Here is a 23770-nt window from a genome sequence, read left to right on the forward strand (position 1 = left end):
GTTAAAGCAAAGTTGTTAATTTACATGAGCCATAAAAGGACAGAAGGTACTGCTGAATGTGGGTCAAAAAATTGTGTATGGGAAATTTATCAACCAAAATTAAACCCCCTACTAAAACTTAGCAGAGGGAATAATATAACATTGAATTACTTAAACCTTCGGTTTAAAAGTGGAAGCAACGTGCAACTCCTTCAATTGTTTTACGTCCACATTTGCGGGAGCATCTGTTAACAAACAACGAGCTTGTTGAGTCTTAGGAAAAGCGATTACATCACGAATTGATTCCTCTCCAGACAACAACATTACAAAACGATCTACACCGTAAGCAATACCACCATGGGGAGGAGTACCATATTCAAAAGCCTCCAACAAAAAGCCAAATTTGCTTTGTGCTTCTTCCGTTGATAAACCAATAGCTGAAAACACCTGTTCTTGAACTTCTCGCTGATAAATTCGCAGACTTCCCCCACCAACTTCAAACCCATTTAAAACTAAATCATAAGCTTGAGCGCGGGCGGTTTTCAAATCGCTGATATCCTCAGGATGGGGGGCTGTAAATGGGTGGTGTAATGCTTCCAGACGTTTTTCATCTGCATTCCATTCAAACATGGGGAATTCTGTCACCCAGAGGAAGTTAATTTTGTCTTTTGCAATTAACTTAAATTCCTTAGCCACAAATTGACGAATTCTGTCTAAAGTTTTATTCACAGTCGACCTATCAGCCGCCCCAAATAATAACAGATGTCCAGCTTTTGCGCCTGTTCTTGTTAATATTTCTTGCTTTTGTTCCGGTGTCAAATTATCTTTAATTGCGCCAATGGTGTCAATTTCGCCATTTTCCCGGACACGAATATAAGCTAATCCTTTCGCACCTGCTTCTGCGGCTTCTCGGAAAATATCACCACCTGGTTTAATGCGAACATTAGAAATTGCATCGTTACCGTTAGGAATGGGCAGAATTTTGACGATACCACCGTTAGAAATTGCCTCTCGAAAAACTTTAAAACCGGAATCTTTTAAAACGTCAGAAACATCAACTAATTCTAAACCGTAGCGGGTATCAGGCTTATCACTTCCATAACGGTTCATAGCTTCCGCGTAGGGAAGACGAGGAAAAGGACGATGTAAATCAATTCCTTTCACAGTTTTGAAAATATGACAAACTAACTTTTCGTTGAGTTCAATAATTTCATCTTCAGACATGAAACTCATTTCCATGTCTAATTGGGTAAACTCCGGTTGTCTATCGGCGCGTAGATCTTCATCCCGAAAACATCGCGCTACTTGATAGTATCTATCCATTCCCGATACCATCAATAATTGTTTGAAAAGTTGGGGAGATTGCGGTAAAGCAAACCATTCACCTTCATTCACTCGACTGGGAAGAATATAATCTCTCGCACCTTCAGGAGTCGAACGGGTGAGAACTGGGGTTTCGATTTCGATAAAACCTTCTAAGTCTTCCAGGTAGCGCCGCATGGCTCTGATGACTTGATGACGCAATTGCATATTTTGCGCCATGCGTTCCCGTCGTAAATCCAAATAACGATATTTTAACCGCAAATCTTCTCTGACTGTTTCCGTGTCTGCGGTGGAAACTTGGAAAGGTAACTGTTTGCGGACGGCGTTGAGTAGTTCTATTTTATCCGCGTAGATTTCCACTTCGCCTGTAGGAAGTCGAGGATTTAGGGATTCTGGGGGACGTTGGGTAACTCTACCGGTGATTGCTACAACGTATTCATTTCGCAGTGAGTTAGCCTGTTCGTAGGAGTCTGGGGTGCGCTGGGGGTCGCTGACGATTTGGACAATACCAGAGCGATCGCGCAAGTCTAAGAATATCACACCACCGTGATCGCGGCGACGGTCTACCCATCCGTAAAAGGTAACAGTTTCACCAATATGTTCTTTTCGGAGTTCGCCGCAATAGTGAGTTCGCATAGTTATTAGTTCTTTGGTTCCGGGCTAGGTTGGGTAAATGTCAAGGCTTTCCCATTATCTAGTATCAACAGTCATTGTAGTAGTTTTAGTTGAAGAAAAATCAGTTATTTTCGCCTTGGCGGTTAGAAAGCGCCTCCGCGTCTGTGCGTGAAACAAATTCCTACTTTGATTCCTGCGATTTCCTAGGCTGGGTAATAGCTTGAGAATACCCAATTAAAGTATTAATGCGTTCTTCAATAGTTTTTAACCTAGCTTGTAATGTTGTTGATTGCTTTGCTCCTTGGAGAAATATCATATCTACTTCCAATAGTCGCAACTGCTTACTTATTTCAGTTTTATAGGATTGTTCTCGTGAATTAGTATCAACCAAAGGAACAATTTGCTGGCTAAAAAACGCCTGTAACTTGGCTAAATGTGGACGTAACTCCCCCGCACTGAGTTTACCTGCTGTTACATTAGTCCGAAACTCATCTAGAAATGTTGCCAATTCCTGATATTTATCACAATTAAAAGACATCTGTTGCTAGTTAAGATAGTATTAATGTCAAGAAAATTTTCTTATATCCCCAAGCTTTCCATTGTTCCTGTTCAAAATCACAGGTCTCAAATCTTATTTTGAGGCTTGGTTTACCGTCAATAGGTTTTTGATTATGTTTGAAACAAACCTACAATGGATGATGACCACAGGCAATTAGGACATCATCTCTCCAACCTTGTCTTTAAACCTTCAGTCAACAGCATCTATTTATAGAAATGCTGTCATTTTTGCTTATCTCTTAACCTATCCACAAATTACCTTTTTTATTTTATGAGTAGTGTAGCCGTCAAACCCCCTGTTGATGTTGTTCTCCCCGATTGGCTTAACAAATGTTTAATCGCACCGCCAGCGCCTATCCTTACAGAGGAAGAAGACCGAACGTATAACGGTAATGCCTTAATTTGTCGGGCTTTTCAGTTTGCATATCAACTACATGGTGGTCAAATTCGCAAATCGGGAGAACCTTATATTGCCCATCCTGTTGCTGTAGCGGAAATACTCCGTGAATTAGGTGGTAGTCCTGCCATGATAGCAGCCGGGTTACTTCATGATGTAGTGGAAGATACAGAAGTTACAGTTGAAGATATAGAAGCACGGTTTGGTCCAGAAGTCAGACTCTTGGTAGAAGGTGTTACCAAGCTGTCGAAAATTAATTTTACTAGCAAAACCGAAAGTCAGGCGGAAAATTTCCGGCGAATGTTTTTGGCTATGGCACAAGATATTCGGGTGATTGTGGTGAAACTGGCGGACCGTTTGCATAATATGCGGACTCTCCAATATATGTCAGATGCTAGTCGTCAACGCAGCGCCCAGGAAACGCGAGATATTTTTGCCCCTTTGGCGAATCGCTTAGGGATTTGGCAAATTAAGTGGGAATTAGAGGATTTAGCATTTAAATATTTAGAACCAGATGCTTATCGAGAAACTCAGAAATGTGTGGCGGAAAAACGCACGGCACGGGAAGAAAAGTTACTCAAAGCTACGGATACTTTGCGCCGTCGGTTACTCAAAGCGGGAATTAATTGTTTAGAAATTAGCGGTCGTCCTAAACACCTTTATAGCATTTATCAAAAAATGCAGCGGCAGCAGAAGGAATTTCATGAAATTTACGATTTGGCGGCGCTGCGAATTATTGTCCAAACTAATGAAGAATGCTATCGGGCTTTAGCTGTTGTTCATGATTCTTTTCGTCCTATTCCTGGTAGATTTAAGGATTACATTGGCTTGCCGAAACCAAACCATTATCAGTCTTTGCATACGGGGGTAATTGGCTTGACTGGCCGCCCGTTGGAGGTGCAAATTCGGACTTTGGAAATGCACCATATCGCCGAGTACGGAATTGCTGCCCATTGGAAGTATAAAGAAACTGGGGGTTCTGAAAATACTCCTGTGACAAGCACTGATGAAAAGTTTACTTGGTTAAGGCAGTTGCTAGATTGGCAAAGTGATTTAAAAGATGCTCAGGAATACTTAGATAGTGTTAAGGATAATCTATTTGAAGATGATGTTTATGTCTTCACCCCAAAGGGGGATGTTGTTCCTTTAAGTCCTGGTTCTACAAGTATTGATTTTGCTTATCGGATTCATACGGAAGTGGGAAACCACTGTGCGGGGGCGCGAGTTAATGGGCGGATTGTGCCTTTGTCAACGCGATTGCATAATGGCGATATTGTGGATATTATTACTCAAAAGAATTGTCATCCTAGTTTGGATTGGTTAAATTTTGTTAGCACTTCAGCGGCGAAGTATCGAATTAAACAGTGGTACAAGCGATCGCGCCGGGAAGAAAATATCGCCAGAGGACGGGATTTATTAGAGAAGGAATTGGGGAAAACTGGTTTTGAGAGTTTGCTTAAATCAGATGCTATGCACACTGTCGCGGAAAGATGTAATTATCATAGTGTGGAAGATTTACTCGCTGGTTTGGGTTATGGGGAAATTACCTCGAATTTAGTGCTGAACCGTTGGCGAGAAGTTGTCAAAGCTAGACAACCGGTGAGTGATGTTGTCCCATTTATCCCCAAAGAACCAGCGCCAAAATCCTCGCGGGATACATCACTAATTACTTCCCGTGCTAGTGATTCCCCGATTATTGGTATGGAGGGTTTGGTTCATCATATCGCTGGCTGTTGTACGCCCATTCCCGGTGAAGCAATTGTGGGTGTGGTGACAAGAGGAAGGGGAATTTCTATCCATCGCCAAAGCTGTCATAATGTAGATCCTGTTGAATATGAGCGTTTAGTACCGGTGCGCTGGAATTCGGCTATGGAAAACCGTGGCCGTCCTCATACTTATCCGGTTAATGTGCAAATTGAAGCTATGGACAGGGTGGGAGTATTGAAAGATGTACTATCACGCTTGAGTGATCAGGGTATCAATGTTCGTCATGCTCAAGTGAAAACTTCTCTGGGACAACCTGCGTTAATGGATTTGGGAATTGATGTCCGCGATTGTTCTCAGTTGGAACATTTATTTGTGCAACTCAAGAAAATGAGTGATATTCTCAATATTCGTCGTGTTTGTGAGGCGGAGGATTGCGGTTAGTGGGGGATTACAGCTATTTTCATTAGCTCACGCAAAGGCGCAAAGGCGCAAAGAAGAAAATATATGAAAATGGCTGTGATTTAAGGTTGTTACGCGATTTCATTGAGGGTTTGTAGAAGTTGATCTATTTCTGCGGCTGTGTTGTAATGGGCTAGTCCTATTCTTAATAGGCCGCCTGATGTTTCTACGCCCAATTTTTCGGTGAGGTTGGTTGCATAGAAGTTTCCGTACCAAGCGAATATTCCCTGTTCTCCTAATATTTTGGCTATGGTTGCTGGTGTTTTTCCTGTTATGCGGATAGAAACTGTGGGTGTGCGCCATGTAAATTGGCTGGGTTCGGTAATTCCATAGAGGCTTAAACCGGGGATTTTTAATAATCCTGAAATCAATTTTTTACTTAATTCTCTTTCGTATTGTTGAATGGCTGACATGGCTGCTAATAATGCGGCTCGACGACTATGATAAGCTGATGCTAATTCGTGGTTTGGTTGTTCTGTTTCAGTTAAGAATCGAGGACAATGGAAGGTGGTTAAGCCTTCTCTATCGGCTTCTATTAAGGAGGAAAGTAATTCGTTATCTAAGGTTGGGGATACATGACAACCTAATTTTGCTAAATAATTAATTGCTGCTACTAATCCGGCTAAACCTTCATGATTTAATGTTCCTGTTTCCCATCTGGAAGGGACTTCTTCTGATGCGGGTTTAACTTTATAAGGGGAAAATTTGGTTAAATGTTCTCTTTTTCCGTAGAGGATTCCTACATGAGGCGCGAAGAATTTGTAGGCGGAACAGGCGAGAAAATCACAGTCTAAATGATGAACGTTTATCGGTGCATGGGGGGCATAATGGACGGCATCAACATATACTAAAGCCCCAAATTTATGGGCGAGTTTGACTATTTTGGCAATATCATTAATTGTGCCAACGGCGTTGGAAGCGTAAGTTACTGCTACTAGTTTGGTGCGGGAATTTATCTTTTTTTCTAAATCGGTTATATCTAATGTACAGTCGGCAATATTAATATCAACTGTCCGAATAATTACACCCTTTTCTTCTAAAGCATACCAAGGAGAAATGTTGGCTGCATGGTCTAGGTCTGTAACAATGATTTCATCACCGGGTTGGAGTTCTCTACCGATAGCGCGACTCACGGAGAAGGTGAGGGTGGTCATATTTGCGCCAAATACTACTTCATCATGATCACATCCCAGGAAGTCAGCGATCGCCGCCCTGGCAGAAATAATCAAGGCATCGGTTCGCATACTGGTAGCAAAAGCACCGTGGGCGTTAGCATTTGACCTGACTAAATAATCACTAATTGCGTCTAATACTCCACCGGGTACTTGTGTTCCCCCAGGTCCATCAAAGAAAATCGCTGGTTTTCCGTTGATTGTTTGTGTGAGTGCGGGAAACTGGGAACGAATCCATTTTATGTCTAAAGATTCCATGATTTTTCCTCTTTTTGATGATTTTTGTTTCGCGCTAGGACGGATTAGATCCCCGACTTCTTATATTAATTCATAATTTGCTCAGACGATAAAAAAGAAGTCGGGGATCTTCATTTTTTTTGTAGAGGAAAAGCAACATTATTTAAAAGGTTAATAGGGCTAATATTTTTTAATAGTTGCATTTGTTGTTGGTTTTTGACTAATAATGCCCCTGCAAACCCCAATGAGTTCACAGAAATTTCTGCAAATTCTTCAAATTGTCGGGGAACAATTAACATCCATTCTCGCGTTATTAAGAGATTATATGCTCCTGATTGCTTATGATTTTCTAGGGGTTTAATTCCCAAAGTTTGTAGTAATGTATGATATTTTTTGTAGGTTATTTCAGCACTTTCTCCCAAGTTAATTTCGGTGAAAGCGTGTACAAAGGTAAATTCTGGGATAGTTCCCAGGGAATTATCTAATTTTGCAGCTTTTACAAGTGGTGAAATGGGAATATCTGTTTCTGCAAAAGGGACAATTTGTAAATGTTTATGTGGTTGACTCGCACCGGCAAGTTTACCACCGTTATAAAATACTAACCCATTAAATTCTGCTAAACAAGCCCACATAGCTGTAAAATCTTCTAGGGTAAGTAGGCTTTCCTGTGGTTCAAAAGCGCGGGTAATTATCAAAAAGTGATAATCAACAACATTGAATTTATTTAAAATACAAACGTGAGTAGGAGAGATATCCGCCACAAATAAAGCTTCTTCATAAGGTAAAAAAGGATTAAATTCTTTACCAGTTTTAGAGGGTGTTTGATTTTGTTTTTCTTGATCAGCTTTTTTGCGATTGATATTTTCTAAAATTCTGACAACAAACTTGATTCCATCTTGTTCAAAAATTTCCACTTCTGTGGGAATAGATTTTAAAGCTCCAGATTTTAAAGCCAGTTCGGTGGTTTTTTTGAGATTTGTCCATAATGTACCGGGTTTAAGTCGGATTTCCTGCTGGTGCATATTTTATAGGATATAACTAACAATTTTATATCATAAATTGGTTACATGAAATCAATAATTTCGGCTCTACCGTTCCCTTTATGTAAACATTTATTGTACTTTGGGTTGACGCAAGAAAACCAAAAAAATCTTACTATCTTAAAGCCAATGTTGGATTTTACTTCATTCAACCCAACCTACAAAAATTAAATTAATATTCTTTTCCATAAGAGGTTGTTTTAAAAGTGGTATCCCCCTTTCCCTTGTGAAGGGGGGATACAATAAAAATCTAGTTCCCTCCCCTTTATAAGGGGAGGACTAGGGAGGGGTAAAATATTTGATACAGCAATTATGACTTTTTAAACACCCTCCAAGGGGAGTATTAGAACCAAAATTTCCTGTAATATCAGATTTCTATATAGTATAATTAAAATCAGCAAATTATCACCATTCAAGAGGTGAATCATGGTTCAAACCTTAACCAAATCAGTCAGCTTTGAGGAGTTTATCCAATCCTATCCAGAAACAGGATCACGTTATGAATTACACAATGGAGAAATTGTAGAAATGAACCCACCAGTAGGAGATCATGAATTCGTAATTGGTTTTTTAGCCCGTAAGATATCAGGAGAATTAGATAGAATTAATCTTTCTTACCTCATACCTAAAACAACATTAATCAAAACACCAAAATCTGAATCTGCCTATTCACCTGATATTTTATTACTTAATCCTGCTAACTTACCTAATGAACCTTTATGGAAAAAAGAATCAACCATTACTCAAGCCGCTTCAGTTCCTTTAGTAATAGAAATTGTTAGTAGTAATTGGCAAACAGATTATACTCATAAAACCAATGATTATGAATCAATGGGTATTCCTGAATATTGGATAGTTGATTATGGTGCTTTCGGTGGTAAAAGATTTATTGGTAATCCTAAACAACCAACTATTTCTATTTATTCTTTACTTGATGATGAATACATAGTTAATCAATTTAGAGGTGATGATTTAATTATATCGCCATTATTTCCAGAACTCAAATTAACACTTTCACAAATTTTACAAAATATATAAATACTGTAAGCGTCGTCAGCGTCAGATCCCCGACTTCTCAAAGAAGTCGGGGATCTGATCTGAATCTAAGAACAATATAAAGTATCTCTTGTCTCCCTTCCTGTCACGGGATTAGTACCTTTTGCTACGTTACATAGTTTCTTTTGTTCATCTCGACGCAGTAGGACATCAGTAAAATCTGCACCCTCTATTATAGCACCATCAAATCTGGCACTAGCCGCAAATGCTCCTTCTAAAATGGCGTTGGTTAAATCGGCTTTAATTAACCGCGCTGAATCAAGTGTAGCATTAGTTAGGTCTGCTCCCTGTAAATTTGCTGATTCTAAATTGGCGGCGAAAAAACTCACTCCTCTTAAGTTAGAGTGACTGAAATTACTGTAGCGAAGATTTGCTTTAGTAAAACTAGAATCTGTTAAATCACGTCCCGAAAAATCAGCACTGATAAGAATTTCTTTGTTATATTCCAGTGCTACAGCAGAAGGGACAAAAGTTGCTAAGGCTGTGGTGGAAATCATCACCCAAAGTAATAAACTGAGTATACTGATCCAATTGGGATGCTTAGTATTCATGGTATTGTTAATTAATGGCTAATCCTTCTCCATTTAATTATGCAGATATTGGTAACATAGGTGAAGACCTGGTAGCCAAATGGTTACAATCTACAGGTTGGGAAGTTTTGCAGCGGCGCTTTTGTTGTCGTTGGGGGGAAATTGATATTATCGCTGAATATCAAGACACAATGCTGGCGTTTGTTGAAGTGAAAACCCGGAGTTCTGGTAATTGGGATGAAGGGGGAAAAAATGCCATTAATCCCCAAAAACAGGCAAAAATCTGGCGGACGGCGGAAATATTTTTAGCTGAATATCCACAAAAAGCCGATTATGCTTGTCGCTTTGATGTGGCACTTGTTCATTATCAATTACAAAGTAAAAGGACTATTGGCAAAGAATCTTTAGAGCGTTTATCTATATCTGGATATGAATTTAAGCTGCTACAATATATTGAGGCAGCTTTTGAACAGTAATAATCATGATTGCAAAATTATTTTTACTTTGCGATACTTAATTGAGAATTGTTTAAGCAAGTGTTTCTGGACAGTAGCCTAAACCGCGAACAAATTGTTGTCTAAATGCTTCAATTTCTTCTCTTTCCGGGCTACCATGAGAAACAACTGCTACTTGGTAACGACGCATTACGTCTATGGGTGTTTGTCCAGATTCTAAACTCCAAAATGCCATTTGGACTCTCATTGGTGGCTGATAGCTAATTCCCAATTCACTCAAGAAAGCTCGAAAATCACCATCTTGTTGATCTGAGACTGTTTCTTTGAGTTTAATTCTGACTACCCAACCATCAATTTGATGAATCACGCTCACAAAGGACACGGGAAGTTGCGGTCTACCATGTAAGTATTGAACGATTCTCAGAGTGAGGGTGGCATTGCCTAGATAGTATAAGTATTCCATCATCATGTTATGGGATTAAATTTAGTTCTACATATCTATCTTCGTTAATAGGGTGGGGTTCTGGGTAGGGTAAAAGCACCCGTTGTTCTATGGGGAGATTTACCCAATCTGGGCAGGGGGCAGGGAGAAATAATTTTCCCAATTACCAATTACTTGATGAATATGAAGCGACAAATAATACAAGATAAAGCGAAAACACAAAATGTTAATTTAGATTGTTCGTTGTCTAGTTATGACTACGAACTTCCACCAGAACTAATCGCCCAAAACCCTGCTGTTCCTAGAGATAGTTCTAAGTTATTGGTGATAAATTCTCCCGAAACGGCTAAGACTATACCACCTCTACATCACATTTTCCGTGATTTGTCGGAATTGCTGAAAGCGGGTGATCTATTGATTATGAATAATACAAAGGTAATTCCCGCTCGGCTATATGGCTGTAAGGATACAGGTGCGGGGGTGGAGGTGTTGCTGTTGGAGGAACGAGGGCATAATTGCTGGTTGGCTTTGGTGAAGCCTGGAAAGCGCTTTAAGGTGGGTAGTGAGATTATTTTTACAGCGGGAGGAGATGGGAATAAACAGGAATTGAGGGCGACAGTTGTTGAGTCAGATCTAGAAACTGGGGGGCGATTATTACAGTTTGATTTGCCCCCAGCAGTGCCTTTAGTGCAGGTGTTAGGGAAGTTTGGACAGATTCCCCTACCTCCTTATATTACGGCTTCTACTGCGGCTGATGAACAGTATCAGACGGTGTATGCGGCTGAACAGGGAGCGATCGCCGCCCCAACGGCAGGATTACATTTTACACCGGAATTATTAGAAAAGTTGCGTAGTAATGGCATTAATCAGGCTTTTATTACTCTCCATGTTGGTATCGGTACTTTCCGCCCAGTGGAAGTAGAAGATGTCACTACCCACGCCATGCACGAAGAATGGATTGAAGTTCCTGCTGATACCGTTGAGCAAATTCGGGCTACTCAGGCTGCTGGGGGACGAATTATTGCGGTAGGGACAACGGCGGTAAGAGCTTTGGAAGGTGCGGCACAATCTGGGGATTTACAGCCCTTTGTCGGGAAGACAAATTTGTTTATTTATCCGGGGTATAAATGGCAGGTTGTGGAGGGGTTAATCACCAATTTTCATTTACCCCGTTCTAGTCTATTGATGCTGGTTAGTGCTTTAATTGGTAGAGAAAGATTATTGGATCTTTACCAGCAAGCAATTAGTTCTGAATACCGCTTCTACTCTTTCGGTGATGCTATGTTAATCTTACCAGAAGGGAAAAGTATTCAATTATGAATTTTTAATGAAGTGATGGATAATCTAATTTAGATTAGATTCAGTATAACTAAAGGGTAGTAAGCCATGTATCAAAAATGTCATAAATATCCGTCTTTTAACATAGCTAAGGCTACATATAAGCAAGTTTTAATGAGTATCCTTTCTACTTCTTCTGCATTCTTAATCTTGACTTTACCTGCAATTATTAATTTTCCCAACAGTCAGGTATCAGCAGCAGAAGTTGTTTCCCAAGATTTAGAAGCAGCGATATCTTTTCAACAGGGAGTAACATTTTATGGTCGTCAAGATTTTCAAGGTTCAGAAATGGCTTTTCGTAAAGCCTTAGAACGAGATCCTAATATTGGTGCAGCCCGAAATTATTTAGGGAATATTCTTTTACAACAAAATCACTTAGATCTAGCTATCCAAGAATTTGGAGAAGCCATTAGATTAAATCCTAATTTGGGATCAGCTTATTATAATTTGGGTGTAGCTTTACAAAAACAGGGACAAAAAGAAGCCGCTATTACAGCTTATCGTCAAGCTTTAGTGGTAACTCCCACATTAGCTGATGCCCATTATAACTTGGGAGTTTTATTTTATGAGCAAGATCAGCGTCAAGATGCTATTTCTGCTTATGAACAAGCAATTAATTTAGATAGAAATCATGAAAATGCTTATTTCAACTTAGCAATTGTTCAACAACAAGAAGGTCAAGTAGAATCGGCGATTTCCGCCTATCGGGAAGTTCTAAAAATAGATCCGGAAAATTCTGTAGCCTACAATAATTTAGGTAGTCTTTTAGTAAATCAAGGTAAAATTGCTGAAGCAATTAATATTTATAAAGCAGCAATTCTGCAAAATCCTAAAAACACCTCTGCTCACTATAACTTAGGAGTAGCTTTATATAATCAAGGTGTTTTTCAGGAATCCGCTCAAGCATTAAGACGCGCTCGTCAACAGTATATAACACAAGGAAATACTGAGCAAGTTGCCAAAACTGAACAAATCATCCAGCAAATTACCCAAATTTTAGCACCCAAAAAACCGCCTGTAAATCAACCCGGTAGCGCAACAGCAGTTACTACTCCACCAGTTGAACAAGCGCCCGCAAATCTTCCCCCGGTTGAAGACTTACCTGCAAATACTTCGACAACTGAGAAAACTACTTTACCGAATTCGACACCAGATAAACAAATCACAAATCCAAAATAATTAGTCATTGGTCATTGGTCATTGAGGAAATTATTATTCCCTATTCCCTATTCCCTATATTGGTAAACGATTAATATCTTTATTACAACCAATTACTACCATTGCAGAACCTTTTTCTAAACGTTTAGTTGGCTCGGGATTAATGATAAATTTACCATCATGACTGACAGCCAACATATTTAAACCGTAGCGGTTACGCAGTTGCAGTTCAGCAATAGTTTTCCCATGAAATTCATCAGGGACAATTAACTCCACAATACTGTTATCTGGGTCAAGATCAAATCTTTCTAAAATTCCCGGTTTAGTGAGTGTTCGTGCTAAAGCACAACCAGCTTCATATTCAGGAAATACTACATGATCTGCGCCCACTCGTTGTAATAATTTGCGGTGAACTTCACTAGAGGCTTTTGCAACTACGTGAGGTACACCACCTTCTTTCACATTTAAGGTAGTAATAATACTTTCCTGAACGTAGTTACCAATGGCGACAATAACGGTATCAAATTCAAAAATTCCGGCTTCTTTCAGGGCTGCTGATTCAGTTGAATCGAGTTGCAAAGCATGACCAACAATTTCTTCGTTCAATGCTTCGGAAACCCGTTTTTCATCAACATCTGTAGCTAATACTTGATAACCTAAATTATGCAGTGTTGAACAGACAGAACGACCAAAACGACCTAACCCAATGACAGCAAATTGGTGGTTATCTTTACGTAAACTGCGAAGAAATTTTAAGGATGAAAGGTTCATAATTGGTGATTGGTGATTGGTGATTGGTAATTGGTAATTGGTAATTGGTGATTGGTAATTCGTATACTAAATACGGAATGAATAATTCATGTCCATAATGTAGTTAATTCTGATACTACTAAATAAACAACCTGAATCAGCTATGCAAATAACTAACAGCGAAATCCAAAGTATGCGGGAATTAATGCCTGATTATACCCCCGGACTGGAAGCAATGGATCATTTAGAAAAGCACAATGGCGATATGGAAACGGCTTTTCAAGATTTATGGCAAGAAAAAAATGGTCAAGCTATGATGGGAGGAGATAAGTCACTTTTACAAATCACCCTCAAAGCCTTGCGAAATGAACTTTGTGGTCATGACGGGTTTCGTGGCCAAATCAAAGAATACACCAAAAATCCTGGCAGTTCTCCTTTACTTACAGGTGTAATAGTTTCCTTAGTAGGTTTAGCTTCATCTAGTGGTTTACCTCTTGATCCGGCGATAGCGTAAGCGCTGACCGAAGGTATCGCCACTGTGATAGTTTTATATATCCTGAAAATAGGGGTAAATATCTTTTGCGATTACACAGAACCACCGGCTGCTAGTGGTGGAACTTTACCCCCAGCCAAATAATTTATGATGTAGGGGTGGGGTTTCCCCGCCCTTCATGGGGTTTTCTCTACTGATTGTGTAAATTAATTCTTGGAGGTATAGCAAATGGTAATGCAACGGCCACAAACTAACCCAACTTCTCAAATTCTACCATTAGAAAATGGCGATCGCTTATCACGCCATCAATTTGAACGTCGTTATGCTGAAAGTCTCGATATTAAAAAAGCTGAATTAATCGAAGGAGTAGTTTACGTGGCTTCACCTTTACGCTTTCAACGTCATGCAGAACCCCATGCTAAATTGATGATTTGGTTAGGAAATTATCAAATTCATACCCCCGGAATTAAATTAGGAATAGAACCTACCATCAGATTAGATCAAGATAATGAACCTCAACCCGATGGAGTTTTATTAATTGATGAAAGTTTGGGTGGAAAATCTCGAATTACCGATGATGATTATATTGAAGGCGCACCGGAATTAGTCGCGGAAATTGCCGCCAGCAGTGCAGCTTATGATTTATATGATAAGAAAAAAGCCTATAAACGTAACGGCATTCAAGAATATATTGTTTGGCAGAGTTTAGAAAATAAATTAGATTGGTTTGGGTTATATGACAGTGAATATATATTACTGCAACCTGATACAGAGGGAATTATTAAAAGTCAAGTTATGCCCGGATTATGGTTATCTGTAACGGCATTATTAGCAGGAGATATGGTTAAGGTTTTAGAAGTATTGCAAACAGGATTAAATTCACCAGAACACACAGAATTTTTACAGCGTTTATCAGGTTTGTGATATAATTTAAGTCAAATATTCGTAACCGTTCAGGGGGGGTAGAAGAGCGATAGATCTAATCTAAGCTACTTTTTTTAAATTTTAATTCCATCCTGTGGTACTGGCTTATAATTACCAAGGGGCTGATGCTCCTGTACTTATAAGTCCAAGGGGGATAGATGACAATTAAACGGTTGCTGTTAATTGGGCTAACTTTGTTAGCGATAATGTTGTCAGGGTTGTCTTTATTAAGTAGCTGGCAAAAACCTCAGTTCCAGAGTCGTCTAGAATTGTACCAAACGAATATTGTCTTACAAGCCCAAGCATGGCAACCACAAGACAGTAGCGACGAAAGTATTCAAACACTTCAAGAATCCATTCTCGGCGCTAATCCTCAGATGAGTGCGACAAAGCAATATCGGGAAGCGAGTGAATCTGTCAAAACTAGTTTAGAGGCAACTAAGAAAAAATTAGCAACCCTGCAATCTTCAGCAGCTACTCTAGTTTCCGCAGCAGGAAAAAGTTTACAAAAATCTATCCAACAACAAGAAAAATTATTGGCAGAAGTAGATTTGCGACTGGGAATTTTACAAGCACAGCAACAGGAAACAGACAACGCTATTAAAACTTGGAATCAATTACAGCAATCATCGAATATCAATTCTAAATATCAAGAAACTGCTCAAGTATTAAGTGGAATGTGGAGTCAACCCCCTCGTTTATTTCCCAAAGCTGAACAACTAATTCAACAAAATTTAGATGGTTGGTTTCGTTCTACGGCCTTAGAACAATTGTATCAACTCCAACAACGTCAAGAAGCCCTAGCAGCCCTGAAAATTGCCCAACAAGCAGCGGCAACCCAAGCATTGTTAAAATTAGCGGTAATTGCGACTATCCCTACCTTAACAGCTTTTTTAGGGTTAATTCTGCTGATTTCCTTATTGGTTCAAAGATTTCTTAAAGGTCGAGAATCCATATTAGCAACAAATGGCGGTTTAGTTTGGTCTACTCCTTGGAATTGGGAAATAATTATTCAAGTTTTTGTCCTCGGATTTTTCTTAATGGGACAATTATTTATCCCCGAATTATTATCTATTTTGCCTATTCCTCGTGGTACAGGAAATGCCAGAATTGAAGCTTCTGTGGTTTTAATTAGTTATATGTTAGTGGCTTTTGGTTCTTTGTCAGTTCTATATTTTTCCATTAGGCGTTTTTTCCCCCTTCCTGACAACTGGTTTCGCTTCAATTTCTTCAGTAATTGGTTTTTGTGGGGATTCGGTGGCTATTGTACGGCTTTACCGATTGTGGTAGTAGTATCACTGATTAATCAGAAATTGTGGCAGGGACAGGGTGGCAGTAATCCACTTTTACAAATGGCACTAGAAAGCCGGGATAATACGGCATTGGGGATATTTTTCTTTACCGCAGCTATAGCTGCACCATTGTTTGAGGAGTTTCTATTTCGAGGGTTTTTATTACCATCTCTAACTCGTTATACTTCGGTTTGGGGGGCAATTTTCATCAGTAGTTTGTTATTTGCGGCTGCTCACCTGAGTTTATCAGAAATACTCCCGCTGACAGCATTAGGAATGGTACTAGGAATAGTTTACACGCGATCGCGCAATTTACTTTCTTCTATGCTTCTCCATAGTCTCTGGAACAGTGGCACGTTAATCAGTTTGTTTCTTTTAGGTGGCAATAATTAAGTTAGGGAACAGGGAATAGGGAATAGGTAATCGTTTTGATCCTAACTTCTCAGCTAAATAGTTGGAAAAAATTAATTGCACATTTTAAAAATCCCTAAACCAATTAATTGTGTAGGGGCAAACCCCCTGTGGTTGCCCCAAATATCGGGGTAGAAGGGCGCTACCCCTACATTAAATCCAAATCTTTTATCTAGTTAATTTTGCTTGCCTACTTCTTAAAAAAATCTTCCGGATTTGACAATAATAGATATGTAGACAAATCAATAGTGTTGGATATTTACTGATTTCAAGGTTAATTATTACCTAAAATTTAGTGAGTATTCAGCACAATATTTTTCTGATAATTTTGTTATGTTTGAACAAAAAATTTAGTATTTTGATGATTGCTTGTTATAAGCATCTTATCATCATTTAATTCATATATAGGATTACCAATAAATAATTATTACCAATTACCAATCACTAAGGAGTATCGCTCAATATGACTAATATCAACCCATCTCACACTATGAAACAACTGTTAGCTGGTTATGCTGGAATTATTTTTGGTGGATTTGGGCTACATAAATTTATTCTTGGTTATACTTTAGAAGGTTTTATTATGTTAATAGTTTCTGTTATTGGTGGTTCTTTTTCCTATGGATTTACACTAATAGTTATGCAGCTTGTTGGTTTAATTGAAGCTATGATTTACTTAAATAAATCTCATGAAGAATTTGTTAATACCTACTTTGTGAATAAGCAAGGTTGGTTTTAGAAAGTTTGTCATGTCCAATTAATATGCAGTTTCTCAAATATGTTTCTTAAATATAAACAGATGCACTTCCTTGTCTTGCTAATAATGAGTACGGGATATTTTAGTATAGTATCAGACTGGGACATTAATTATTTCTGTAAAAGCCTAATTTTGATGTTACCAGTACAATTAACTGCTGTAATTTACACGGCTAAAATTAAACTATGATTTTTGTAATTTGGATATGAGTTTTAGTCTCACGCAAAGGCGCAAAGACGCAAAGGTAAGAGTTTTAAGAACAGGGAACAAATTGGTGTGTACTTCATTAGACTGGGAAACGCTATATCAATTCAATTCTTGCTGATAGCTGTTCGCTGACGGCTGAGGGTGAGAGTGATTTAGATGATTTTGGGGGGTTGGGGAAACTTAATATTGTTCACTTGGTGAAAGTGACAGATTTCGCTTAACCTCAAAGTAGAGACGCTGGTTATTAAGCGTTAAACTAACAAAAGCGAACCTCAAAACTAGCCATGCAACTGATCCCAAAATCTGAAATACTTATAGAATCTGTACCCCCCACAAAAATACTTAACTCAGAGAAAATTATTTTGGATGTTGGGGGGATGAAGTGCGCTGGATGTGTGAATGCGGTGGAAAAACAGCTTATTCAGCATTCGGGAGTGAAAAGCGTTTGTGTTAATCTGGCAACGGAAGTTGCAGTCGTAGAGGTAGAAATTGGTACTGTAGATGTAGAGGCGTTGGTTCAGGGATTAACGGCTACAGGGTTTCCTAGCCAATTACGGACGGCTAAAGGTACTGGTGATAAATCTGCAATCCCGAATCCAGAAGCAAGACAACGCCAGGAAATGCAGGGGATAGTTAGACAGTTAGGAATTGCTGGTTTATTACTGCTTTTATCAGGAATTGGTCATTTTGGCAATATTGGATCTGTTATTTTTCCGTTTTTAAATGATATCTGGTTTCATTGTGGATTGGCGACGATCGCTATTATGATTCCTGGTAGACCAATTTTAGTGGAAGGTTGGCTAGGTTGGCGACGGGGTGCGGCGAATATGAATACTCTCATTGGCTTGGGAACGCTAACAGCCTATATTGCAAGTTTAGTGGCGTTATTGTTTCCCCAAATGGGTTGGGAATGCTTTTTTGATGAACCTGTGATGATGTTGGGTTTTATTCTGTTGGGGAGGACTCTAGAAAAACAGGCTAGAGGACGGGCTGCTAAAGCATTTCGCCAATTGTTGGCTTTAGCCCCCCAAACAGCCCGGTTAATTATTAACCCAGAACCGGAAAAATTGATTGCTGGGGCCAATATTATGGAAATTCCAGCGGAACAGGTGCGTGTGGGTGAATGGTTGCAAGTGTTACCAGGGGATAAAATTCCGGTAGATGGTGAGGTGCGGTTTGGACAAACTACCATAGATGAGGCGATGCTGACAGGGGAAGTAGTACCTGTGATGAAGCAACCGGGAGATGCTGTGACTGGGGGAACTTTAAATCAATTGGGAGCGATCGCTATTCAAGCTACCCGCACCGGTGATGATACAATTCTAGCCCAAATTGTGGCTTTGGTAGAAGCTGCCCAAACTCGCAAAGCCCCGGTCCAAAAATTAGCTGATACGGTGGCTGGGTATTTTACCTATGGTGTCTTAACTGCGGCTGGTTTAACCTTCCTATTTTGGTATTTATTGGGAACTCACCTCTGGCCAGATGTTACCATGTCCGGGGCGATGGCAATGGCTCATAATATGGGACATGATTCCCAAAATTTAGTCCCGCATACTCAATATTCTGCCCTGTTAATTAGTTTAAAATTAGCGATCGCTGTCATGGTAGTTGCTTGTCCCTGTGCTTTAGGATTAGCTACCCCGACAGCGATTTTAGTAGGAACGGGTATGGGTGCAGAACGGGGACTATTAATCAAAGGTGGGGACGTTTTAGAAAAGGTCCATAAACTAGACACGGTAGTTTTTGATAAAACCGGAACTCTCACCACAGGTAAACCCACCGTCACTGATTGTATTGTTATTGAAGAATCAACTTTACCATCATCCCTCATTCAACTAGCCGCCGCCGTAGAAAGTGGGACTTATCACCCCCTAGCTACAGCCATTCAGCAAGAAGCCAAAACCAGAGAGTTAATCATCCCTCATGCGGTAGACTTCCACACCGAACCAGGTATGGGCGTATCCGCTGTCGTCGAGGGCAAAAAAGTGCTTTTAGGTAACTGGGAATGGTTTCATCACCACCAAATCAAGATTCATGAAACAGCCCAACAACAGGGACAAAGACTAGCCTCAGCAGGAAAAACCGTCATTGGTGTGGCGGTAGATGGAACATTAACCGGATTAATTGCCGTTAGTGATACCCTGAGACCAGATGCGAAAACCGCAGTGGATAAACTCCGCCAAATGGGTTTGCGCGTCATGCTCCTCAGTGGTGATAGATTAGAAGCAGTGCAGGCGATCGCTCAACAACTAGGAATCGCCAACACCGACATCATGGCAGGTATCCCCCCAGCCCAAAAAGCTGCCACCATTCAATCTCTTCAATGTGGGAAAATCAACACATTTGTTGCTATGGTAGGAGACGGCATCAATGATGCTCCGGCCTTATCACAGGCTGATGTTGGTATCGCCCTACATTCGGGAACAGATGTCGCTATGGAAACAGCGGAAATTATTTTAATGCGAAATTCCCTGACCGATGTTGTAAAGGCGATTCAGCTAAGTCGAGCCACTTTTAACACCATCCGTCAGAATTTATTTTGGGCTTTTGCCTATAATACGATAGGTATTCCCCTCGCGGCTGGTATATTATTACCTGTCTGCGGTTTCGTTCTAGGACCCGCCAGCGCAGCAGCATTAATGGCTTTTAGCTCCGTTAGTGTTGTTACCAACTCAATTTTATTAAGGAGGTTTGTCCCCTAGCAGTACAAAGTCAAAGTTATAGCACGAGTCAGGAGTCAGGAGAAAACCTCTTTGGTAACAAAAGTGTGACTGTTAATTGATGGGACAATCATGGCAATGGAAGCAGCAAAAAATGAAAACCATCTACTGATTATTGAAGATGACCAAGGACGGAAAGAATTTTTTTTGGAAAACCCCGTTTATTCTATTGGTAGAGATCGAGATTGCAATATCCGTCTATTCTCCCAGTTTGTTTCCCGTTATCATGCCACATTAGTAAGATTACCGCGCCCCAATAGTCAACGCTATTATTATCGAATTGTAGATGGTGATGCCAAAGGAAAACCCAGTTCTAATGGTTTAATGATCAACGGGCGAAAAATTACCGCTCATAACCTCCGCAATGAAGATGAAGTTATTTTCGCGCCTCAAGTTCGTGCTATCTATTATCTGCTGCAAAATACAGAGATTTTTTCCTCAACAGATGCGATTGAGTACGACATTACATTAATCAATCCTGGCATGACTGAAGATTCAGAAGCTTGACAGAATCTTGATTTAATTCCCATTTTTCAGTAGACAACAAACAACACACGGTATCAATGAAAATAGCAATTAGTGGTGCAACAGGATTTGTGGGTAGTCGGTTAGTAGAAAGACTACACACGGAAGGTCATAGAATTTTGGTATTAACCCGCAATCCTACCTTTGCTCAAAAGGTATTTCCCTCCCCAGCATTTCCTAACTTAGAAATTATTGCCTATACTCCTACTGTATCCGGCACTTGGCAAGATGCTATAGCTGGTTGCAAGGGAGTCGTGAATTTGGCAGGAGAACCCATTGCTGAGGGACGTTGGACACCAGAACGCAAGCAGGAAATCCTCAACACCCGCAAACTGGGAACACAAAAAATTGTCGAAGCTATAGCTAAAGCCAATCCTCGCCCCAGTATCCTCGTCAACACTTCGGCTATTGGTTACTACGGAACTAGTGAAACGGCCAGTTTTAATGAAGATAGCGCCTCTGGTAACGACTTTCTCTCTCAAGTCTGTCGAGAATGGGAACAGGAAGCTACTAAGGTAAAAGATACCAGTGTGCGGTTAGTAATTTTACGCTTTGGGATTGTTTTGGGCAATGGTGGCGCTTTAGGGAAAATGATCACCCCCTTTAAACTCTTTGCCGGTGGACCTATTGGTAGTGGTCAACAGTGGTTTTCCTGGATTCACTTAGATGATATTGTCGGTTTAATTATCCAATCTCTAACTAAATCAACAATGGAGGGAGTATATAATGCCACTGCCCCTCAACCAGTCCGTATGAATGATTTAAGTACAACTATGGGTAACGTCATGAATCGTCCCTCTTGGTTGCCTGTGCCGGGATTTGCCATAGAAGCTATATTAGGAGATGGGGCAAAGGTAGTTTTAGAAGGACAAAAAGTGTTACCCAAACGCACTTTAGAGTCAGGTTTTGAGTATCAATATCCGAATTTGCAATCAGCATTAACGCAGATTCTCACCTAATTCTTAGTTGATATAGCGGTATGCACTTGAATGAGATACAGAATTTACCTAAAAAACCTAAGTAGGGTGGTATTGCCTACCCTGTTCTGACCTACCCGATAGGGAGGTGATGAGATGAATACGCGTGAGTGAAGAATTGACCAACGAGCAAAATTGAGCATAGCGAAATCAGCAATATTGGTCAATGAGGAACGAACACTTTTTTTGTTTTTCTCGTGGTAGGTGTAACCCAAATTAAGTGCTGAAAAGCAGCCTATTACAAAAGTTAAAAATTATCTCCAAAAGTCACTAGGACATAGGGCTTTAAAGCTCAGTTAATGTCTTCAAAGAAGAGTCCCTCAGAAGCCCACACTCACCTGCAAGGGAGTGTGTGGAGTATGTCACGAAGCAATTTGTAGTGTGTTTGGTTGAGGGATAGATTCACCTTCTATTTTCCAAGCTTCTAAGTACATTTCAATTACTTCCTCACCGTTATCAATTGCTTGTTGACGGGTTTTGCCATGAGTGCAGGGCATGATCACAAGATGACTAAATTCTGGAATAGTTACTAAGAAAAGCTGATCTTCATCTGACCATTGAACAATCATACTGTATTGATTCATAAGTCCTAATTCTCCCCTAACTCTTTTAGTTCAGCTAATAACTTTCCTAATTGCTTTTCTAGGTAGGTTGGCACATCATCCCCATCTTTACCTGGAATTGTTAGTGTTTTTCTAATCAAAGGATGTCTCCATCTCTCATGACTGCCTTTCCCTCGTTTTGGTAGATATACAAACCCTTTTTGTTTAATCTCAGCGTTTAATTCCCGAATTTTTCTGGGCATTAATTTTGCCTACTTCTTTGTCCTTATAATTTTATATGAATATGGGACTTACGCGCTATACAAATTAGACATGATCTGCATCAACCGAAATTAATCATTTCCAGCTTTGTTAGTAGGGTGCGTCAGATGGAAAAATATGGCTAATGGTAGTAAAATTATTGGGTCTAACGCACCGTAGAAGCAACGAAAAAACGGAACATATACTTAGTAAAGTTTGTCAACAAGTAAGTCCTAAGATAGTTTAAAAATTCACAAATGCTATACAAACGTTTTGGTCGGACAGAATTACAAATGCCCGTTTTCTCCTGCGGGGGAATGCGCTATCAATATAAATGGCAGGATGTCACACCGGAGGAAATTCCCACAGATAATCAAGAAAATCTAGAAGCTGTAATTCGTCGTTCCGTAGAATTGGGAATTAATCATATTGAAACTGCACGGGGTTATGGAACATCAGAAATGCAGTTGGGAAAAATTCTGCCTCAGTTTCCCCGTGAAAACTTAATAGTGCAAACGAAAGTTTCTCCTGTTGCAGACCCTCAAAAATTTCGCCAAACCTTTGAAAAATCTTTGGCTTATCTTCAGTTAGATTATGTTGATTTATTTGGGTTACATGGCATTAATAATGCGGAAACTTGGGATTATAGTATTCGTGAAGGTGGTTGTTTAGAGGTAGTAAGACAGTTACAGTCTGAAGGTAAAATTAAATTTATTGGCTTTTCTACTCATGGTTCCATAGATATAATTTTGCAAGCAATTAATAGTAATCAATTTGATTATGTGAATTTGCATTGGTACTATATTAACCAATGGAATTGGGCTGCTATTGAAGCTGCAAATAAATTAGATATGGGTGTATTTATTATTAGTCCTTCTAATAAAGGTGGGTTATTATATCAACCTTCCCAAAAGTTAGTTGATTTGTGTGCGCCTTTGAGTCCAATGGTGTTTAATGATTTATTTTGTTTGAGTCGTCCTCAAGTGCATACTTTGAGTATAGGGGCAGCAAAACCAACTGATTTTAATGAGCATTTAAAGACTTTGCCATTGTTAGATAATGCGGCAGAAATTTTACCACCAATTATTTCTAGATTGGAATCGGAAGCGGTCAATATTTTAGGAGAAGATTGGGTAAAAACCTGGGAAACGAATCTACCAACTTGGGAAGAAACGCCAGGAGAAATAAATATACGGGTGATTTTGTGGCTGTTGAATTTGGCTTTGGCTTATGACATGATTGACTATGGGAAAATGCGCTACAATCTCTTAGGACAGGCTAATCATTGGTTTCCTGGTAATCGGGCTGATAAGTTAGGTGAATTAGATTTAAGAGAATGTCTTGTTAATAGTCCCCAATCTGAAAAAATTATTCAGATGTTAACGAAAGCCCAGGATATATTAGGAAGTGCAGAGATAAAGCGTTTATCTCAGCAGTAGGGAACA

The 23770-nt window shown here is 39.7% G+C and carries 21 protein-coding genes and 1 pseudogene; 13 read left to right on the forward strand and 9 right to left on the reverse strand.

Features of this window, described 5'->3' with window-relative positions; translation table 11 throughout:
* Positions 1-150 precede the first annotated feature (150 nt).
* Both aspS and patD read right to left on the reverse strand, forming a co-directional pair.
* A complete protein-coding gene (gene aspS, locus PN471_RS15890) occupies positions 151-1938 on the reverse strand; it encodes an aspartate--tRNA ligase (protein ID WP_271777681.1) in 1788 nt (595 codons plus the stop codon).
* Positions 1939-2098: 160 nt separating this feature from the next.
* Positions 2099-2455, reverse strand: coding sequence for a heterocyst frequency control protein PatD (gene patD / locus PN471_RS15895; RefSeq protein WP_271777682.1), 357 nt, complete (start codon positions 2453-2455; stop codon positions 2099-2101).
* Positions 2456-2746: 291 nt separating this feature from the next.
* Between patD and PN471_RS15900 the strand changes: the two genes are divergently transcribed.
* The gene (locus tag PN471_RS15900) at positions 2747-5020 is read left to right on the forward strand and encodes a RelA/SpoT family protein (protein ID WP_271777683.1); all 2274 of its coding nucleotides are present in this window, start codon (positions 2747-2749) and stop codon (positions 5018-5020) included.
* Between the two features lie 89 nt (positions 5021-5109).
* Here PN471_RS15900 and PN471_RS15905 read toward each other — a convergent pair whose 3' ends face one another.
* Together PN471_RS15905 and PN471_RS15910 are read right to left on the reverse strand one after the other, a co-directional pair.
* Positions 5110-6468, reverse strand: coding sequence for a cysteine desulfurase-like protein (locus tag PN471_RS15905; protein WP_271777684.1), 1359 nt, complete (start codon positions 6466-6468; stop codon positions 5110-5112).
* Positions 6469-6578: 110 nt separating this feature from the next.
* Positions 6579-7469, reverse strand: a complete 891-nt coding sequence (locus PN471_RS15910) for an ATP adenylyltransferase family protein (RefSeq protein WP_271777685.1) — start codon at positions 7467-7469, stop codon at positions 6579-6581.
* A 444-nt stretch (positions 7470-7913) separates the two neighbouring features.
* Here PN471_RS15910 and PN471_RS15915 point away from each other — a divergent pair, with 444 nt between their 5' ends.
* Positions 7914-8525, forward strand: a complete 612-nt coding sequence (locus PN471_RS15915) for a Uma2 family endonuclease (RefSeq protein WP_271777686.1) — start codon at positions 7914-7916, stop codon at positions 8523-8525.
* Positions 8526-8590: 65 nt separating this feature from the next.
* On the opposite strand, the gene PN471_RS15920 is transcribed toward PN471_RS15915, so the two are convergent.
* Positions 8591-9094, reverse strand: a complete 504-nt coding sequence (locus tag PN471_RS15920) for a pentapeptide repeat-containing protein (RefSeq protein WP_193893887.1) — start codon at positions 9092-9094, stop codon at positions 8591-8593.
* A gap of 14 nt (positions 9095-9108) precedes the next feature.
* On the opposite strand from PN471_RS15920, the gene PN471_RS15925 reads away from it, so the two are divergent.
* Entirely contained in the window at positions 9109-9549 is a 441-nt protein-coding gene (locus tag PN471_RS15925) for a YraN family protein (protein WP_271777687.1), read from the forward strand.
* 52 nt (positions 9550-9601) lie between these two features.
* Here the strand turns inward: PN471_RS15925 and PN471_RS15930 are convergent, their stop codons facing one another.
* Positions 9602-9991 carry a hypothetical protein gene (locus PN471_RS15930; protein ID WP_193894038.1) on the reverse strand — a complete coding sequence of 130 codons (390 nt, stop codon included), beginning with the start codon at positions 9989-9991 and terminating at the stop codon, positions 9602-9604.
* Positions 9992-10153: 162 nt separating this feature from the next.
* Here PN471_RS15930 and queA point away from each other — a divergent pair, with 162 nt between their 5' ends.
* The gene (gene queA, locus PN471_RS15935) at positions 10154-11290 is read left to right on the forward strand and encodes a tRNA preQ1(34) S-adenosylmethionine ribosyltransferase-isomerase QueA (RefSeq protein ID WP_271777688.1); all 1137 of its coding nucleotides are present in this window, start codon (positions 10154-10156) and stop codon (positions 11288-11290) included.
* A 66-nt stretch (positions 11291-11356) separates the two neighbouring features.
* Positions 11357-12487 carry a tetratricopeptide repeat protein gene (locus PN471_RS15940; protein WP_271777689.1) on the forward strand — a complete coding sequence of 377 codons (1131 nt, stop codon included), beginning with the start codon at positions 11357-11359 and terminating at the stop codon, positions 12485-12487.
* Positions 12488-12541: 54 nt separating this feature from the next.
* Here PN471_RS15940 and PN471_RS15945 read toward each other — a convergent pair whose 3' ends face one another.
* Positions 12542-13237: a potassium channel family protein gene (locus PN471_RS15945; protein WP_027402359.1), complete on the reverse strand. Its 696-nt coding sequence runs from the start codon at positions 13235-13237 to the stop codon at positions 12542-12544.
* A 142-nt stretch (positions 13238-13379) separates the two neighbouring features.
* Here PN471_RS15945 and PN471_RS15950 point away from each other — a divergent pair.
* From PN471_RS15950 to thyD, 7 genes and pseudogenes are all read left to right on the forward strand, one after another.
* A pseudogene (locus PN471_RS15950) lies at positions 13380-13853 on the forward strand (hypothetical protein).
* 84 nt (positions 13854-13937) lie between these two features.
* Positions 13938-14633 carry a Uma2 family endonuclease gene (locus PN471_RS15955; RefSeq protein ID WP_271777690.1) on the forward strand — a complete coding sequence of 232 codons (696 nt, stop codon included), beginning with the start codon at positions 13938-13940 and terminating at the stop codon, positions 14631-14633.
* Positions 14634-14791: 158 nt separating this feature from the next.
* The gene (locus PN471_RS15960) at positions 14792-16318 is read left to right on the forward strand and encodes a CPBP family intramembrane glutamic endopeptidase (protein ID WP_271777691.1); all 1527 of its coding nucleotides are present in this window, start codon (positions 14792-14794) and stop codon (positions 16316-16318) included.
* A 481-nt stretch (positions 16319-16799) separates the two neighbouring features.
* Positions 16800-17075, forward strand: a complete 276-nt coding sequence (locus PN471_RS15965) for a TM2 domain-containing protein (RefSeq protein WP_271777692.1) — start codon at positions 16800-16802, stop codon at positions 17073-17075.
* Between the two features lie 509 nt (positions 17076-17584).
* Entirely contained in the window at positions 17585-20002 is a 2418-nt protein-coding gene (locus PN471_RS15970) for a heavy metal translocating P-type ATPase (protein WP_271777693.1), read from the forward strand.
* A gap of 96 nt (positions 20003-20098) precedes the next feature.
* Positions 20099-20527, forward strand: a complete 429-nt coding sequence (locus PN471_RS15975; RefSeq protein WP_193896857.1) for an FHA domain-containing protein — start codon at positions 20099-20101, stop codon at positions 20525-20527.
* 56 nt (positions 20528-20583) lie between these two features.
* Positions 20584-21504 carry a thylakoid membrane protein ThyD gene (gene thyD, locus PN471_RS15980; protein WP_271777694.1) on the forward strand — a complete coding sequence of 307 codons (921 nt, stop codon included), beginning with the start codon at positions 20584-20586 and terminating at the stop codon, positions 21502-21504.
* 380 nt (positions 21505-21884) lie between these two features.
* On the opposite strand, the gene PN471_RS15985 is transcribed toward thyD, so the two are convergent.
* A complete protein-coding gene (locus PN471_RS15985; protein ID WP_193896828.1) occupies positions 21885-22106 on the reverse strand; it encodes a type II toxin-antitoxin system HicB family antitoxin in 222 nt (73 codons plus the stop codon).
* A gap of 5 nt (positions 22107-22111) precedes the next feature.
* Positions 22112-22327 carry a type II toxin-antitoxin system HicA family toxin gene (locus PN471_RS15990; protein ID WP_271777695.1) on the reverse strand — a complete coding sequence of 72 codons (216 nt, stop codon included), beginning with the start codon at positions 22325-22327 and terminating at the stop codon, positions 22112-22114.
* Positions 22328-22582: 255 nt separating this feature from the next.
* On the opposite strand from PN471_RS15990, the gene PN471_RS15995 reads away from it, so the two are divergent.
* Complete coding sequence (locus tag PN471_RS15995; RefSeq protein ID WP_271777696.1) at positions 22583-23764, forward strand: aldo/keto reductase; 1182 nt, start codon at positions 22583-22585, stop codon at positions 23762-23764.
* Positions 23765-23770: the final 6 nt, after the last annotated feature.

The organism is Aphanizomenon sp. CS-733/32 (assembly GCF_028330045.1).
GTDB classification, from domain to species: Bacteria; Cyanobacteriota; Cyanobacteriia; order Cyanobacteriales; family Nostocaceae; genus Dolichospermum; species Dolichospermum gracile.